The organism is Sphingobacteriales bacterium, from assembly GCA_016719635.1.
Lineage (GTDB): Bacteria > Bacteroidota > Bacteroidia > Chitinophagales > JADIYW01 > JADJSS01.
In genome coordinates this window covers 466,263-484,875 of sequence record JADJYT010000002.1, presented here as the reverse complement: position 1 = coordinate 484,875, position 18,613 = coordinate 466,263, and the positions used below count along the sequence as shown (strand labels likewise).

The 18,613-nt window shown below is 42.9% G+C and carries 9 protein-coding genes; 6 read left to right on the top strand and 3 right to left on the bottom strand.

Features of this window, described 5'->3' with window-relative positions; all coding sequences use genetic code 11:
• Window positions 1-513: 513 nt before the first annotated feature.
• Window positions 514-8,103 (top strand): T9SS type A sorting domain-containing protein, encoded by a 7,590-nt coding sequence (locus tag IPM95_06280; GenBank protein MBK9328918.1) that lies wholly within the window; start codon window positions 514-516, stop codon window positions 8,101-8,103.
• 86 nt (window positions 8,104-8,189) lie between these two features.
• Here the strand turns inward: IPM95_06280 and IPM95_06275 are convergent, their stop codons facing one another.
• Entirely contained in the window at window positions 8,190-9,713 is a 1,524-nt protein-coding gene (locus tag IPM95_06275) for a hypothetical protein (protein MBK9328917.1), read from the bottom strand.
• Window positions 9,714-9,831: 118 nt separating this feature from the next.
• Between IPM95_06275 and IPM95_06270 the strand changes: the two genes are divergently transcribed.
• From IPM95_06270 to IPM95_06250, 5 genes are all read left to right on the top strand, one after another.
• Entirely contained in the window at window positions 9,832-10,095 is a 264-nt protein-coding gene (locus IPM95_06270; GenBank protein ID MBK9328916.1) for an acyl-CoA-binding protein, read from the top strand.
• Window positions 10,096-10,263: 168 nt separating this feature from the next.
• Window positions 10,264-10,932: a succinate dehydrogenase cytochrome b subunit gene (locus IPM95_06265; protein MBK9328915.1), complete on the top strand. Its 669-nt coding sequence runs from the start codon at window positions 10,264-10,266 to the stop codon at window positions 10,930-10,932.
• A gap of 26 nt (window positions 10,933-10,958) precedes the next feature.
• Window positions 10,959-12,938 carry a fumarate reductase/succinate dehydrogenase flavoprotein subunit gene (locus IPM95_06260; GenBank protein ID MBK9328914.1) on the top strand — a complete coding sequence of 660 codons (1,980 nt, stop codon included), beginning with the start codon at window positions 10,959-10,961 and terminating at the stop codon, window positions 12,936-12,938.
• Between the two features lie 56 nt (window positions 12,939-12,994).
• Entirely contained in the window at window positions 12,995-13,759 is a 765-nt protein-coding gene (locus tag IPM95_06255) for a succinate dehydrogenase/fumarate reductase iron-sulfur subunit (GenBank protein MBK9328913.1), read from the top strand.
• Window positions 13,760-13,866: 107 nt separating this feature from the next.
• Complete coding sequence (locus IPM95_06250) at window positions 13,867-14,907, top strand: NADP(H)-dependent aldo-keto reductase (protein MBK9328912.1); 1,041 nt, start codon at window positions 13,867-13,869, stop codon at window positions 14,905-14,907.
• 514 nt (window positions 14,908-15,421) lie between these two features.
• Here IPM95_06250 and IPM95_06245 read toward each other — a convergent pair.
• Window positions 15,422-16,912: a glutamate synthase subunit beta gene (locus IPM95_06245; protein ID MBK9328911.1), complete on the bottom strand. Its 1,491-nt coding sequence runs from the start codon at window positions 16,910-16,912 to the stop codon at window positions 15,422-15,424.
• Window positions 16,913-16,931: 19 nt separating this feature from the next.
• On the bottom strand, window positions 16,932-18,611 hold the full coding sequence (locus IPM95_06240) for a hypothetical protein (GenBank protein ID MBK9328910.1): 1,680 nt from the start codon (window positions 18,609-18,611) through the stop codon (window positions 16,932-16,934).
• Window positions 18,612-18,613: the final 2 nt, after the last annotated feature.

Below are 18,613 nucleotides of genomic sequence, written 5' to 3'. Positions count from 1 at the left end.
AAAGTCAATCAAATCATTTATACCGTTCAGAATAGTATATTTTGAAAGTTTTAGCACAAGGGAGGAAGCGGTTAGGAGAGAAAAATACTTTAAATCTGCTGCCGGCAGGAGATATCTGAAAGATAAATAGGACTTATAGTTCAATGTCCGCCCTTACCGAATGGTACGTTTTGTCGAAGATAGTACCGCAGTTTTCTAAACTGTTCATGCACGTTCCCTGCCTGTCGGCAGACAGGGATTCTCGCAGGGACTACAAACTTCTAGTCAGAAATAGCTAATTTGGGTTATTATACTACCTAATTTTAGTATATTTTCACTTAAATCACATAGAAATATACAAATCTGTTGCAATTGTTGATTTTTGTCAATACATTTACTTTTGTTAAATAATTAGGGGAATTTTTATTTAATCTTTAAACAATTATTTTCAATTAGTATTCAGGCTCATCTAACGAAGTATGGAGCTATTTAAACTATTCTATGTATTTAGTTAATCAGATAAAATCATTTACCATGAAAAATCATTTTTACCGAAAAAAAGAACGGTTTTCAGACTGTTGTTTTAGAAATTTATCACTTATACTGGTGCTGATGGGAACATTTGTTCTTACATCCAATGCTCAGATTACAATTAATGGCAGCGGAAGTTTTGCAACTATTCAGGCCGCTGTAAATGCGGCTCCGGCCAATGCGGTTATTGACGTTCCGGCCGGCACATATGATGAAGTGCCTACGACTGGCGTCATAACGGTCAATAAACCCTTAACCATCAACGGGGCCAATGCCAATATATCCGCCGGCAGGTTTGCCGGGGCCCGGGGTGCCGAATCGGTCATAAACGGCCGGTTTACCCTGACGGCTTCTGTAACTTTTACCGATTTTACTCTGAATGGTTTTAGGATGAATGCTACGGCCACCAGGCCTGTCAATATTATTACTTCCGGTAGTTTCACGGTGCCGGCAAGCATCTATTTGAAGAATAATGTATTCAGCGGCCAAAATATTGCGGCAACCTCCGCCATTTCCGTTGCTTCCGCCAATTTAACCTGGTTTATCACGGATAACGGTTTCAGTAACTATGTTAGTACCAATATCAGTATAGCCGGTAATATCGGCGCGGGAACGTTCAGCGGCAACCTCGTCACCAATAACAGTATTGCGGCAAATGCGGCCACCGAGTTGTCATATCCCAATACGGTGTTAACCGGCCAGCTGATCACGGACAACCGGTTTATCAATCCACTTTCCGGACAAAAAGCTATGTCCCTGGCCAGTGGCAATCATACCGTAAGTAAAAATCAATTTGAAGGACCGGGTGGGCCTGCGATCTCAGCAGCCAGCGCTAACAATACAATTAGCGGAAATATTTTTCTGAATACAAGTTCTGCATTTCAGTTAACTGCTAATTTTAGCGGGAATGTGCTGGTGAATAATAGTTTTCTTGGTGGTGCCACAGCAACGTCAGTTATCATTACCGGATATTCTGGTAGTGTGACTACCGCTTCCTGCAACTGGTGGGGAACTGTTACACCTCCGGCTACCCGGATAAACAATGCCACCCAGGTGATCATGGCGCCGTGGCTGACGGATGGAACGGACTCGGATCTCATCACCCCGGGTTTCCAAACCACAGAGGTATGCCTGGCACCCTGCAACCTTCAGCTTTCCACAACAGTAACGGATGAAACTATCTGTGGCAATGGAACGGCTTCCGTTTCGGTGGCCAGCGGCGGTACAGGCACTTATACATATTCATGGAACACTATCCCCGCACAGACTACGGCTTCGATAAGCGGTTTGTCTGCAGGAACTTATACCGTAACGGTTAAGGATGTCAACGGATGTTCGGCAACGGCCAATGTCGTAGTAGCCAACGCCCTAACGGGTCCGGTGCATAATTTAACCAGCGGAATCAATTACTGCACGATCCAGCAAGCAGTGAATGCGGCATCTCCGAACGATGTAATATCTGCCGATGCGGGTGTTTATAATGAAAGCATCATCACCATTAACAAGCCATTAACCTTAAATGGAGCCAATGCCGGTATCTCCGCTGGTAAATATCCCGGTGTACGTGGAGCCGAATCCGTCATTAACGGATATATCAAAACATCCGCTGTAGTGGGTGTTCTGACACTGGACGGATTTACCATACAATCAGCGGCCAACAGTACCAGTTCATTAAATTGCAACCTGGGCGGTACAGGTACTATAAATGTCAGGAATAATATTTTTGACGGCGGAACTTATACCGCTAATAATGCTATTTACACAGGCATTGGTGTTACCTGGTTTGTTACCGATAACTATTTTACAAATTATAAATCGAATGCCTTATTAATGGACGGGCCATTGCCTACGGGGATGGGACCGGGCGTTTTCAGCGGCAACAAGCTGATGAATAATGGAAATGGTATGAATTTCCAGAGTGACGAGACTTCCGGTCAAACGATCACGGACAATTTGTTTATCAGTGATGGTATCATTCTGGGAGATGACAATAATATCGTTTCGAAAAACACTTTTGAGGGTACCGGCGGCGCGATCTATTGTGTAAGCGCTAATAACCAGGTTTTTGAAAATTTCTTTACTAATTCTACTTATGCGTTTGCACTGAATGCGGCAAAAACCGGAAACGTACTGGTTAACAACAGTATTTTGAGTGCCGGATCAGGTGGTAATAAACAGGTGTCAGGATTTACGGGGGTTGTCGTAGAGGCAACCTGTAACTGGTGGGGTAGTACAACACCGTCCGTTGTTGCTTCCAAAGTTAGCTTTGGAAGCCTGGTGAATTATAAACCCTGGTTGACCAGCGGAACGGATACTGATTTGGGAATAGCAGGGTTTCAGCCGGCAGCCGGATGTGCGGCTCCATGCGACCTGCAGATCTCCGTTTCAAAAATAGAAGCAGCTTGTAGTAATACGGCAACTGTAAACGTGACCAGCGGCGGAACCGGTCCTTACACTTATTCCTGGAATACGTCTCCGGTTCAAACAACTCAAACTGCTATCGGCCTGAACCCGGGAACATATACAGTAATTGTTACAGACTTAAATGGATGTAGCAATACGGCAAACGTAACAATCGTCAATTCCCCGCTGAACCCGGTGCATAATATCAATACCGGATTGCATTATTGTACCATCCAGTCGGCTATCAATGATGCGGCGACTTTAAGCGGCCACACGATACAGGTAGATCCCGGTACATATACGGAGAATTTAACCACCTCCAAGAGCCTGACTTTCTTAGGCGCTAATGCAGGCATCCCAGCCGGAAGATATCCCGGTGCCAGGGGGCCAGAATCCATTATTTTTGGCCAAATTCAGAATAACACGGGTGTTACAGACTTAACAATTGATGGATTCACCTTAGACCTGGGTGTTAATGCATCTATCATCACACAACCAGGTACTATCGCCGGACTTAATTCGTATACACTCACAAACAACATCTTCTCGAATACAACCGGCAAAACAAACTGTAATGCGCTGAATTTACAAGCTGCGGTGGTGCTTCCGACATTAACCATTACCGATAACACTTTCAGTGGTTTTAATAATGTTGGTGCGGGCGATGCCATCTTTATACAGCAAGGAGCTTCTGTAGCTTCCGGCACTATCAGCGGCAATAATTTTTACAACAATTTAAGATCCGCCATAAAATTAGGTTCAACCAACCTGAATAGTACGCCGGGAATGCTGATCACAGACAACCTGTTTGATATGGCCAATGTGAGCTATTCCAGTGCTGCTATTATCATGTATAACGGTAATAATACGATCACCAATAACGAATTTACAGGCGTTGGTAATGCCATCAATTCACAAGGTCCCAACAGTAATACTACGGGCAACGTGTTCCTGAATGATGGATATGCCTATGCTACTAACGCTGATGCATACTTACATCCCAATGCATTGCACTATAACTATTTTGGAGGCGGTAGCCGCCTTGGGTATTCGGTTGCCGGATATTCGGCTGCTTTCAAGGTTGATGCCACCTGCAACTGGTGGGGTGCAACCACCCTGGCGGCCAACACGCCTAAGGTCAACAATACAAGCTTGGTATCTTTTATCCCCTGGCTGACCAGCGGAACCGATACGGATGGCGGTACGCCCGGGTTCCAGACCACGGAAGTCTGTTTAGCGCCTTGTAATTTACAACTCACTACTTCCACCACTCAGGCCAACATTTGCTCTGACGGAACAGCGACGGTTTCAGTGGTGAGCGGAGGATCCGGTTCATACAACTTTGCCTGGAATACAGTCCCTGTTCAAACTGCTTCAACAGCAACAGGGTTGAACCCTTCTCAAACCTATACGGCAACTGTCACTGACCTGAACGGATGCACGGCTACGGCTGCGGCTACTGTTCCGAATGGATTGGCCAGCGGCCCCGTACAGAACGTCAACACCGGTATCTATTATTGCACCATACAATCGGCTGTTAGTGATCCGCTTACCTTAAATGGACACACGATTACCGTAGCAGCCGGCACGTATAATGAAGATGTGACTATCGTTAAAAGCGGATTGACCATTTTAGGTGCGAATGCAGGTATCCCATCCGGAAAATACGCAGGTGCCCGCGGTGCGGAGTCCGTCATTAATGGATCGATCTCCTTAGGCTTCCCAACGACCGTGACCGGGTTTACCCTGGACGGCTTCACGATGAATGCCACACCGGCTGTTCGAAAGACTTTGAATTGCGGTTCTTGCCTGGGTACTTTCGATATCAAAAACAATATTTTTGATGGCGGAAATTTTGGAGCAGGCCATATTTCAACAGGAACATCCGGTATTTATGCCGGTAGTGATATCAACTGGTTGGTGACCGACAACAATTTCAGCCACTTCACTTATTGGGCTCTGCAAATTGACGGAACGGCCGCATCCGGGACATTCAGCCGGAACTATATTTTTGATAACAATACACCTCCTTCCTTATACCAGGGCGGTGGTATGATCTTCCAGAGTTCCATTACGGTCGGCAGCCTGATCAGTGATAATAAATTTGTAAATAATTCGCCGTCTATGGCACTGGGCAGCGGTGGCCATACCATCACAAAAAATATCTTTGAGAATGGACGCGGTATCTATGCGGAAAGCGCGGATAATATGGTTAGCGAGAACTTTTTCGATGCTGCTATCACCTATGCATTTTGGGTGAACTCGGCCAAGACAGGAAACGTTCTGTACCACAACAGTATTTTGGGTGGTACACCCAGGGTGGTTTATGGATCAGCGGGAGGCATCGTTACGGCTACCTGTAACTGGTGGGGATCAACCGACACGGCAGTTGTCAATTATAAAACAAACAGCTTTGTGACATACCTGCCATGGTTGGTGAATGGAACGGATTCAGAAATAAATACGCCAGGGTTTCAAACTACTTCAGCGTGTACCGCTCCTTGTGATCTGGTACTAACAGCTACTCCCACTCATCCTGTTTGCCCCGGAGGTAAAGGAAGTGTTGCATTAACAGTTACAGGTGGTTCCGGAACATATACTTTTGGCGGAGACACTACAACTGATCTTAATCCGGGAACCTATAATTTTTCAGTGACAGATGCAAATGGATGTACCGCTTCAGCAAGTGCAACCATTTTAGCAGCTATAGATAACACCGCACCAATAGCTGTTTGTCAGGATGTGACCGTATATTTAGATGCCAGCGGCAATGGAGGTATAACGCCGGCTCAGGTAAACAACGGTTCATCCGATGCCTGCGGCATAACAGGATTATCCCTGAACCAGACTGCATTTAATTGTACATCCGGAGTACACGGAATAACAAATCATGAAGGTTTATCCGGTTCAGGAAATACGGTAATACTGACTGTTACAGATGCAAATGGAAATACAGCTACCTGTAGTGCAACCGTTACCGTAGTAGATGCAGTTCCGCCTACGGCAATATGTAAGGATCTTACCGTATCACTGGATTCTACCGGATATGTTTCCATAAAGGCAACAGATATTAATAACGGTTCTTCAGATGCATGCGGCATAACTTCAAAAAGTATATCCCAGGCATCTTTCAATTGCAGCAATACCGGTGCAAACACTATCATACTTACGGTAACAGATGTGAATGGAAATACATCAACCTGTTCATCAACAGTTACAGTGACGGGCGGCTCACTCTATAATTATGTCATGTTAGCCAGCGAGGAAGTCCACTTACATCACAGCAATGTACAAAGTGGAGGAATTGGTATCACTACCTTGACCGGTAAAGCAGAAATTGAGGAGTATACTACTGTAACTGCACCGGGCACTTTTGTACAGGCTGTGAATATTGATGTTAACAGCGGAGGGGTTGCAACCACACAAATTCATACGGTTGCTTCAGCTCCGATACCTGCTTTTGAAACAAATCCTTATTCCAGCAATAATAATATCAGGGTGAATGCAGGACAAACCGTGATTTTAACAGATACTATCTACAATGAGATTAAGATTGAAAAGGCAGGTGTGGTGATTTTTACACAGCCTGTGGTAAATATCAGAAAGTTGGAGACGAAGGAGTTTGCAGTGATTAAATTTATGCAATGTACGAAAGTCAGGCTGAAAGAACATTTACACCTGAAGAGAAATTCACGCTTCAATCCGGATGGTTTAGGGGTAACAGTCTTCGCGCAAAAACATGTGGATATTCAGGAAGGTTCCAAGGTGCTCGCAACACTCTATGCAAAAGATGAACATATAAAAGTGAAGGGGAAATCTACGAATCGCACCACCATGACCGGTTTGTTTATTGCGAAAAAAATTGAAAAAGGAGAATACACGGACTGGAATGCCAATACACAATGCGGCAGCTGTTCTGTTGCATCCGGCCTGTTTGCAAGGATGATAGCTTCTACGGATGTGAGCTGCGACGGAGAGAGCAATGGCTCTTTAACGGCTATGGCAACTGGTGGAACGGGACCATATAGCTACTTGTGGAGTAATGGTCAGACAGGACAGACTATCAGTAATCTTGCACCTGGAACGTACAGCGTGACAGTGACAGATAATTCCGGAGCAACAGCAATAGTGAGTGGTGATATTATCGTATCAACATTTACCATACTTGCCAGTGATGAGATAAATATCGGTAAATTTGATACCGTATTCAGCGGCTCCATCGGAATTACGAAACCAAGCGGAAAGGCGACGGTGGAAAGTTCAAGTGTTTATGACGACGATGCGTTTGTGATTGCGCCTATTATTACGCTTAGCGGAGGAGGAACGGCATCAGACACAGTATATGGTGTGGCATCTGCTACCACCATTACCTTTGAAGGAAATATCTCATATGCAAGCAATGTGGATGTAAATGTCCCCAACGGAACAACGATGGTTCTTGGAGTAGACGATACCTTAAAACATAAGATAGTGATAGGGGATGATGCAACGTTGATTGTGAGCGCATCTGTACTTAATCTGACAGACAGATTGGAGTTGAAAAAGAATTCCACAATTAGGTTTGCACAGTCATGTACAAAATTGAGAATCAGGAACGATATGTCGGCAGGAGATAACCCGACAATTAATCCGGATGGCATGCAGGTAACTTTCCATGTAAATGGGAATGTAACCATCAATAAGGGAGCAGCTGTTATGGCAACCATCTTCGCACCGAATGGCAATATACAGACTCAGAATGCAACGGCGTCTGTTCCAAGTGTAATGACAGGTAAGTTTATCGCCAAGAAAGTAGTTGGCGGTGATTATACATACTGGTATGAAAATACAGCCTGTCCGTGTGTCATTGACTCCGGAGCACCGATATTCCGTCTGAACTCACAGGCAACGGATGTTAAACCACAGCCTGCTCTTCAGGTATCAGCAGCATTGGAAATAAAAGCTTATCCAAATCCATTCAGTGATAATGCGACGATAAGCTTTTCAAGCCCTAAAGATGTAATTTTGCGATTGGCAGTATACAATAATGTCGGGCAGGAAGTTGAGAAAATTTTCGATGGCGCAGTAACCGCCAACAAAGAAAATCAGTATCAGTTCAATGGAAGTAAACAACCGGCAGGTATCTACTTCATCCGATTGGAGACATCCGAAGGTAAATACTATGTAAAACCAATTATGCTCACTAAGTAATAATTGCAGATACAGTGATTTAAAATAACCCCGCATTTGCGGGGTTATTTTTTATACGGAATTTACTTGAAAAAATTCGACTCAAATTAATCCAGTTTCTTCCCACCGTGCTGTTCCAGCATCTTCTTAATATCTTGGTAATTGTTGCCAAATTTCCAAACCATCATGGTATACCGGTCATTTATATTGAGTTTCGATTTCCGGGAATACTTATAAAAGAATTTATCCAGTGAATTATCCGGAGCAATTTCCCTCTGATACTGACGTGTATTCTTCGGAATCTTAAAAAGGTCATATTTTTCTTTCAGCAGTAGGATGTCGTCTTGGTTTTCAGTAATGATAACGTCTGCCAGGGACGCCGTTAGTTCCTTGGTTGTCATTTTTTCCCCTGATTTCGTATGTTTACCGCTGGCGAATGTAGTTTGCCATTCCGTCAGCCAGGGAATAAAATTATCATAATAGAGGATAACTTTGCCATTGTGGACTTTTGCCAGATCGTTCGCCAGATAATATTCGTTGTTGTTGGCGCTCTGTAACGTATTTTCGAAATATATGAAGGCAAATTTAAATCCGAAAAAGAGCACGAATACCGCTGTTGTTACAGCCTGGGAAATCGAACGGAAATCACGTATAAACAGCAGTGACAGTGTAATTAAACCGAGATAAATGCTGTACATATTCTTGTATCCCAGGTTCTCATCCTGTGTAAATGTGCAGTTATAAATAATGGGAATAAATAAAAAAGAGACGGCTAATGCCCAATAACGTATGTTCAGACTTTTGAATTCTTTCAGAAAATAAAAGGCGATGCCAATAAGGAGAGGAAGGGTATAGAAGCGTAGATAATGTTTGGTAACATTAAATGCTTCCAGGTTAAAGAAACCGAAATACCTGTCTGTTTCCACTGAATGATGCAGCCAGTTATACGGAAGGATCTTTCCAAAGTACAAATAACGGTCCGTGTAAAATATAATTATGGGGAACAGGAAGAATGTTATGGTTCTGCGTATCCTTCGAATGATAAATTTTCTTTTGTCCCGTTCTTTTAATAAAAGGATATCCCAAAAGCTGACAACGATAAGCGGCAGAACAATGAACAGGTTATCCGGGCTTGCAATGATATTGACTGAACTCCAGAATAACATACCGATATAGCGGTGTTTCCAAAAGGAATGTATCACCAGCAGCCACAACATGCCTTGGAAAATGATTTCATCTCCCAGTACACCTGCCCATATTTGTGTGCTCATGAACAACAAACCCACCACCAACAATTGTATGTTCCAAAATCTGGAATCGATGGTTCTGTGCAGCAGATAAACAGATGTGAACATACTGAATGCAGAAATAGCCATTGCGGCCTTTACGGTGGTAAACTGAAAGAAGTGTATCAGCAACCAGATGCTTACCACATACAGAAAGTTCGAACTGTCGTCGAAACGAATGGTGCTGTCCGCATCAAAACACCAGATTTTAAGTTGTTCGATATTCTCTGCATACATGAAATTGGGCGTGGAGCAGTCTGCCGGATGAGTATAAACAGGCAATAGTTTGAAAAAAAACCAGATCAGTGGGATACAGATTAAAAAGGCAAATTGGAATTTCTTCATTAAAGTACATTTTGGGTCAGTTTTTCAGGCTGATTCAAATTTGAAAAAAGAAGAGAGAGCCGTTGAATTATGAGGCTAATCTCAAAATCATTTTCTAAATTTAAGCAAAATTAAAAATATGAGCTTAGATAATCAGTTTGAACAGGCACAATTAGATGTAAAAACATTGACCAAACGACCAAGTGACACCCAGTTACTGGATTTATATGCCTTTTTTAAACAGGCAACAGACGGTGACAATACGACCTCAAAACCTGGTATGTTCGATATCAAAGGACAGTTTAAGTGGAATGCCTGGAAAGACAAAGCCGGCTTGTCCAAAGAAGAAGCCATGCAGAAATACATTGATTTGGTGTCTGGATTACTTGATACTCACAAGTAAGTACGGCCTGCATTCCGGCATAATAGGCAGTAAATAATCTTAGCTGTTGTTGTGTTTATTTATTTAGAATCTTTCTAAACAAAAGATGTGCAAAAATTTAATGCACATCAAAACATATTTCACTCATTAACTGTTAATTTTGCGACGGTTTTTTGAAATCATACTATCATGGCAAAAGAAAATTTTTTAAGTTCATCCATCGGCAAAAAAATCATAGTCGGTCTCACAGGTTTATTTCTTATCAGCTTTCTGGTTGTACACGCAGGCATCAATTCTACCATCTTATTGAATGATGGCGGGGAAACCTTTAATACGGCAGCGTATTTCATGTCACACAACTGGGTGATTCGCATCATGGAAATTGTACTGATACTGGGTTTACTGGCACACATCAGCATGACCTTGAAACTGCATTTTGATAATAAATCAAAACGCCCGGTTGGATATGCCGTATCTGCCGCCAGCGCAAACAGCAAATGGTACAGCCGTTCCATGACATTACTGGGAACGTTGCTGTTGATTTTCCTGGTATTGCATATGTCTGATTTCTGGCTGCATACCAAAAAAGCCTTGTATATAACCGGCGAAGAAGAAAATCCATTTGAAGAAGTAAAGGAAGCGTTGACGAAATGGTATATTGTAATACCTTATTTATTGGGCTTCGTTTCCTTAGGATATCACCTCTTGCATGGTTTCCAGAGTGCATTCCAGACTTTGGGGCTAAACCATAAAAAATATACACCCATCATAAAAACACTGGGGACGGCATTTTCTATCATCATTCCAGGCCTGTTTACAGCGATTGCAGTGGCATTATTTTTTGGGATTGTACAATAATTCAAACGATTTTAATTCAAGATAAAATGGCGTTAAATTCAAAAATACCGGCAGGAGATATAGAGACAAAATGGGAAGACTATAAAGGTCATGTCAAACTTGTCAATCCGGCCAACAAGCGTAAACTCGAAATCATCATTGTGGGTACAGGCTTAGCCGGTGCTTCTGCGGCTGCTTCATTGGGAGAGCTTGGCTATAAGGTGAAGGTATTTTGCTTTCAGGATTCTCCGAGACGTGCGCACTCTATCGCAGCACAAGGCGGTATCAATGCTGCCAAGAATTATCAAAATGACGGTGACTCCGTGTACCGGTTATTTTATGATACGATTAAAGGGGGTGATTATCGCGCCCGTGAGGCAAACGTACACCGTTTGGCGGAAGTATCTGTAAACATCATTGACCAATGTGTGGCTCAGGGTGTTCCTTTTGCCCGTGAATATGGCGGTTTATTGAATAACCGTTCATTTGGCGGTACACAGGTAAAACGTACTTTTTATGCGGCTGGGCAAACAGGCCAGCAGTTATTGTTAGGTGCTTATTCTGCACTCGAAAGACAAGTGGCATTGGGTAATGTAAAACAATATGTCCGTCATGAAATGCTGGATATTGTAAAGGTAGACGGCAAAGCTAGAGGAATCATAGCAAGAGATTTAGTGAGCGGAAAACTGGAGCGCCATTTCGGACATGCCGTCTTATTGTGTACAGGCGGTTACGGAAACGTATTTTATCTGTCCACCAATGCGATGGGTTCTAATGTTACAGCAGCCTGGAAAGCGCATAAAAAAGGAGCCTTCTTCGGTAATCCGTGCTTTACCCAGATTCACCCCACCTGTATTCCGGTTTCCGGCGACCATCAGTCCAAGCTAACGCTGATGTCAGAGTCCTTGAGAAATGACGGACGTATATGGGTGCCGAAGAATAAAGACGATAACCGTAAACCAAACGAAATTCCGGAAGACGAACGCGATTATTATCTTGAAAGAAGATACCCGGCTTTTGGAAACTTAGTTCCGAGAGATGTAGCATCCCGTGCGGCTAAAGAACGATGTGATGCGGGATATGGGGTAGGAACGACCAAACAGGCCGTTTACCTTGATTTCAGATTCAACTTAATCAATAAATACGGCCGTGCGGAAGCGTCCAAGTTAGGTATTGAAAATCCCGATGAAGCGACTTTAGTGAAGTTGGGTAAGGAAGTCGTGAAAGAAGAATACGGTAACCTTTTCGACATGTATGAGAAAATCACCGGCGAGAATCCATATGAAGTGCCTATGCGTATCTATCCTGCGGTACACTACACCATGGGTGGCTTGTGGGTAGATTATGAATTGATGACATCCGTTCAGGGTTTGTATGCTTTAGGTGAATGTAATTTCTCTGACCACGGTGCCAACCGTTTGGGTGCTTCAGCACTGATGCAGGGATTGGCAGACGGCTATTTTGTAATTCCTTATACAATGGGTAATTACCTGGCAGATGAAATTGCCGTTAAACCTATTCCAACAGATAGCCCAGAGTTTTTAGAAGCGGAAAAAGCCACCGCTGACAGAATCCATATGCTGATGAATATCAAAGGAACTAAATCCGTGGAAAGTTTTCATAAGCGTCTGGGTAAAATCATGTGGGAAAAATGTGGTATGGCAAGAAATGCAAAGGGATTGCAGGAAGCGATTGAAGAGATACAGGCATTGAAAAAAGAATTCTGGAGTGATGTCAGAATACCGGGAAGTGTGGAGGAATTCAACCCTGAATTGGATAAAGCAGGTCGTGTGGCTGATTTTATCGAGTTGGGAGAGTTGATGTGCAAAGATGCATTGAACAGAAATGAATCCTGCGGCGGTCACTTCCGTGAAGAATCACAGACAGAAGAAGGGGAGGCATTGCGGGATGACGAAAACTACAAGTATGTGGCAGCCTGGGAATTTGCCGGAGAGAGCAACTGGAATTTACAAAAGGAAGAACTGGTATACGAAAACATTAAAATAGCAGCAAGAAGTTATAAATAGAATAGGATTAGAATAATTGGCTATTGCTGATTATAAAATTACAAACTGAAATCAATATGCAGCATTACAACATGAACCTCACTTTAAAAGTGTGGAGACAAAAAAATAAAGAGGACAAAGGTGGCCTGGAAACCTATCAGGTAAAAAACATTTCGTCTGAAATGTCGTTCCTGGAGATGTTTGATGTATTAAATGAACAATTGGTCGCGGAGAATAAAGAACCGATTGCTTTTGACCATGACTGCCGTGAAGGTATCTGCGGTATGTGCTCTATGTATATCAATGGTCGCCCGCATGGGCCATGGCATGGCACCACCACGTGTCAGTTACACATGCGTGCCTTTAAAGACGGCGATACGATAGTGGTGGAACCGTGGAGAGCAAAAGCCTTTCCGGTTATCAAAGATTTAGTAGTCGACCGTGCAGCATTCGACAGAATCATTCAGGCGGGCGGCTATATTTCGGTGAATACGGGAAATGCAGTGGATGCGAATGCCATTCCTGTGGAGAAAGATAAGGCTGACAAAGCATTTGCGGCAGCTGCCTGTATCGGTTGCGGCGCCTGCGTGGCTGCCTGTAAAAACTCATCGGCGATGTTGTTCGTTTCGGCTAAAGTATCCCAGTTGGCATTACTGCCGCAGGGGCATCCGGAACGTCATAGTCGTGCCCTCAATATGATTGCACAAATGGATAAGGAGGATTTTGGCAGCTGTACCAATACAGGTGCCTGCGAAGCGGAATGCCCAAAAGAGATTTCTCTGGAAAATATTGCGCGGCTTAACAGGGAATTTATTTCTGCCAGTATCGTGTCAGAAGATTAAGATATAATCCGAATCACAACTTTCAGAAACCTTCAATGTTACTCGTTGAAGGTTTTTTATTTTCTGTTCATTAGACTAAAAATTCCTATACTTGTAAAAATGAAATGATGCAATTCAACCTGTTACCGGATACCGATATCAAAGTGAGTAAGATCTGCCTCGGTACAATGACCTGGGGAGAACAAAATACAGAAACGGAAGCACACGAGCAATTGGATTACGCTGTTGAACAACAGATCAATTTTATTGATACCGCTGAAATGTATTCGGTGCCTTCTAAAGCGGATACACAAGGCTCAACGGAACGGATAATAGGCACGTGGCTCAAAAAACGACAAAAGCGCGACGACCTAATCATTGCGTCCAAAGTGGCGGGGCCAAGTGCAGGATTGCCGCATATTGGATTGGGACCGAAATTCAATAAAGAAAATATCACCAGAGCGCTGAATGACAGCCTGAAACGTTTGCAAACCGATTACATCGATTTGTATCAGCTGCACTGGCCGGAAAGGCCAACTAATTATTTCGGTACTTTGGGATATGAACACAAATCAGATGACCCAGTTACCGATTTCAGAGAGACGTTGCATATTTTGCAGAATTTCATTCTGCAGGGAAAAATAAGGTATATCGGTATTTCCAATGAAACTCCCTGGGGAACCATGCAATACCTTCGTATCGCAGAAAAAGAACAGCTTCCCAAAATCATCACCATCCAGAACCCGTATAACCTCGTGAATCGTACATTTGAAATAGGTCTGTCCGAAATATCCATTCGGGAGAACATAGGTTTGCTGGCCTATTCACCACTGGCAGGCGGGTTACTCTCCAATAAATACCTAAAAGGCACCAGGCCGGATGGGGCGCGTTTTACCTTGTGGCCGAATTATTTCTCGAGGTATGCGCATCCGAATACCATGAAAGCGGTGGAACGATATGCACAACTTGCAGCCGATCATCAGCTTTCATTTCCGCAAATGGCTTTGGCGTTCATTAATTCCAGAAAGTTTTTAACGGCGAATATTATTGGTGCGACATCCATGGCTCAGCTTAAAGAAAATACGGACAGCATACATGTTACATTGCCGGAAGAGGTGTTAAAGGAGATTGAAAAAATACACCTGGAATTTCCCAATCCGGCACCCTGATGCGTATTGATGGTAAAACGTTATTTGCCATCTTTCTCCTGAATGCCGTGGTTCGTGTCTAACCAATACTGTCCGAACGCGAAAAAACCCTGCTGGTCACAGGTGCCAAACCTAAGCCCAGCGAACAAAAATGCAGCAACTTAGACAAACAAATAGATGAGATGGTGTATGCATTATACGGCATCACCGAAGAAGAACAACAGATAATTGAAAATAATTAAGCGTCATTCCCTTGAAAAAGGGAATCTCACAAATAGTGAAGGAGATTCCCGCTTTTACGGAAATGACAGTTATAAGTTATAGCCTTTTGTCTGCCTGCTGGCAGACGTTGTAAAACGCAGTCTGCAAATGCTGAACAGAAATAAAAAAACCCGAACCTTTCAGTTCGGGATTACTACTATTGTAACACAGCAAGCGCAAAACAGCAGTTTATTTTCGTCATTGCGAACGAAGTGAAGCAATCATTAGATGGCTTCCTGCCCGTCCGGTCAGGCGGGCGTGTCTCGCAATTACGTTATTCATTTACATACATCAGCCCTTCGTCTTTTGCTTCCAGAAGGCTTTCACCCATCAGAAAAAGGTCCACCTGCCGCGCACATTCTCTTCCTTCAGAGATGGCCCAAACTACTAAACTTTGCCCTCTTCTCATATCACCGGCGGTGAATATTTTATCTACATTGGTTTTATAATTGTTGGCTTTCACATTTCCTCTTTCGTCCAGTTCAACAGTTAACTCCTGAAGCAGACCGTCGTGCTGAGGGTGGACGAATCCCATTGCCAGCAAGGCCAGTTCGCAGGGCAATATCCGTTCGGTTCCTTTTATTTCCACCATTTGCGGTTTTCCGTCCACGGTTTTCCATTCTATCTCTGCTACCTTTAGTCCGGTGAGTTCACCTTTTTCGTTGCCCGTAAATTCTTTACTTAATATTGACCATTGGCGCTCACAACCTTCCTCATGTGAGGAAGAGGTACGCAGCATCATCGGCCATAAAGGCCATGGGGTGCTTTCTGCCCTGGTTTCAGGTGGTCTGGATAATAATTCTATCTGTGTCACGGATTGCGCACCATGACGGTTGGAAGTACCTACGCAGTCAGAGCCGGTATCGCCGCCGCCGATAACGATTACATTTTTACCGGTTGCAAGGATATCCCCGTTCTCATATTTTTTCCCCTGATGGTCAATAATGGTGTCAATCGACGCAACGCGTTTGTTTTGCTGGGATAAGAATTCCATAGCGGGATATACGCCCTTGAACTGTCTGCCGGGAATGGGTAAATCTCTCGGTACGGTGGAGCCGCCGGAAAGTACCACAGCGTCAAAGTTATTGGTTAATTCGTCTGCCGTAATATCTGTGCCGACATTGGTATTTGTTTTAAATGCAATGCCTTCCGCCTCCATCAGTTTCACCCGGCGTTCCACATATTGTTTTTCCAGTTTGAAATCCGGGATTCCATAACGCAACAGTCCGCCAATGTGGTCGGCACGTTCAAAAACGGTAACACTGTGGCCGGCTTTGTTGAGTTGAGCCGCCGCCGCCAATCCGGCAGGGCCGGAGCCAACCACCGCCACTCTCTTTCCGGTTCTTTCTTTAGGAGGATTGGGTTGTATCAGGTTTAATTCAAATGCCTTTTCAATGATGGATTTCTCAATATGCTCAATGGCTACAGGTGGCTGGTTGATACCCAATACGCAGGATGCTTCGCATGGAGCGGGGCAAATTCTGCCGGTAAATTCCGGGAAGTTGTTGGTGGATAATAAAATATCCGCCGCCAGTTTCCAGTCGCCGTTATAGGCAGCGTCATTGAATTCGGGAATGATATTTCCGAGCGGGCAGCCGTTATGACAGAACGGAACGCCGCAGTCCATGCAGCGTGCTGCCTGGGTTTTGGTTTTTTCCTCAGCAAATTCCAGGTAGAATTCCTTGTACTCATGGATGCGCTCTTTCGGATCCCTGTATTTCGGCAATTCTCTGGTGTATTCTAAAAATCCTGTTGGTTTTCCCATCTTATATAATGTTGACTTGCTATTTTAATATTAAAGTGGAATAATACTTATGTTCCATCGGAACAGCATATATTCCGCACCTGCCCTCTTCATATTGAAATAAAAATTTGGAGTCGCTCATTCTGTACAGGAATGATGTGTTCACCACTTTTAAATCATTACAGGTAGATAACAGCTCTTGAGAACGTATAGTATCTTTTTCAACTTTGTTCAGTACCAATGACCATTCTTTTCTATAGGGGAATATTTTTCCCTTTTCGATCTTTTCTTCCGAAATTTCCCTTTCCGTGCTGTTTCTGAGAATGCAGATATTCCCATTATAGAGAAATGGATAAGGTTTGTAATCCGTATTTTTGCAAAAGTGAGAATCTAATGCAAACAATCTGTTTACTTTGTTGTAAAAACTGATTTTTCCATTGTTGTCGACAGTCAGGATGTAGATATCACCGTTAAAATAAAAGTCATTGCTGAATGAACTGTTAAAAACATGGAGGCTAGTGTTAAAATCTGCCACTATATAAGTATTATCCTGAGTGCTGATGTGATTAATAAACCGAACGAGTCTGTTTTCGGCATTATCCTCATTATCGAATTTTTTTATGGATGCCAGGTATTTTTTGATGTTGTCGATGTAATCTTTCGGAAATATACAGGTGCTGGTTCTTACAGAATTATCATACTGGTTGATTTCGGCATACTCTACGCTATAGGGAATGTCTTTATTGTCATGTGTGATGCCGGCAAAACCAACAACATTTCTTTGTGCATTGTAAAAGAGATAATGCGAGTTGTATCTTGAACTGTTGAGATTAATTTTTGTAACAGATTTTCCGTTTTGAGAAATCTTATATAGATACGTGTCGAAATTCAATTTGTAAATCTTATCTGGCTGTTCAATTTTTTCTTTATAACTTCTTAAAGCGCCGGATAGGGTGAATTCAACCATTATTTCATTGTAATCCTTGACTGTAAAATACACATCGCCATTCGGGAGTACAATAGCCTCTTCAATATTGCAGTTGGTTTCTTTGAAATCTTCCAGCACTGTTTGAAAAGACCATATTTTTCCACCATCCTCATTTAGAAGCGTTCCTCCTATTCTTTTTATTTCATCTTTTTCAACTGGCACTTTTTTTGTAATTTTCTGGAAAAGAACGAACGTCTTCGAACTATCGGCAGATATAAAACAATTGGTTCTGTTGTGTTCAGTAAGCTCATCCTTACTCAGTGTGAAATAGCTGGCAAAAGATGATTTTCCGTTTGAATGATCAATTTTATAGATAAAATAGCTGTTCGGACCCTTTTTATCTTTTTCATTCTTGTATAGGATGAAAGTGTTCTTCTTTAGTCTTGCAATCTCGTCTATTTCATAATCTTTTTCATTCGTTATTACCGGTTTGATATTTATTTTGCTGATAAATTTCTGATCAGCTGACATCTTTATCATATAGGGATATATGTCTGATTTCGGACTCATATCCAGATAATTCATTTTATATGCATCTTTAATAGATAGAAAACCGTAATTGCGGCCTGTGCCTAATAAAAAGGTATAATTGCTTTCATTATAACTGCTTACCAGTTCATTAACGTGTTTCTTTTCGTACTCTTTGTTGTCATCCCAGAAAAACTCAAAATCCTGTGCTTGGGATGATAAATGAAAGTGTAAAACGAATAATATAAGCAGGCAGTTTCTCATCG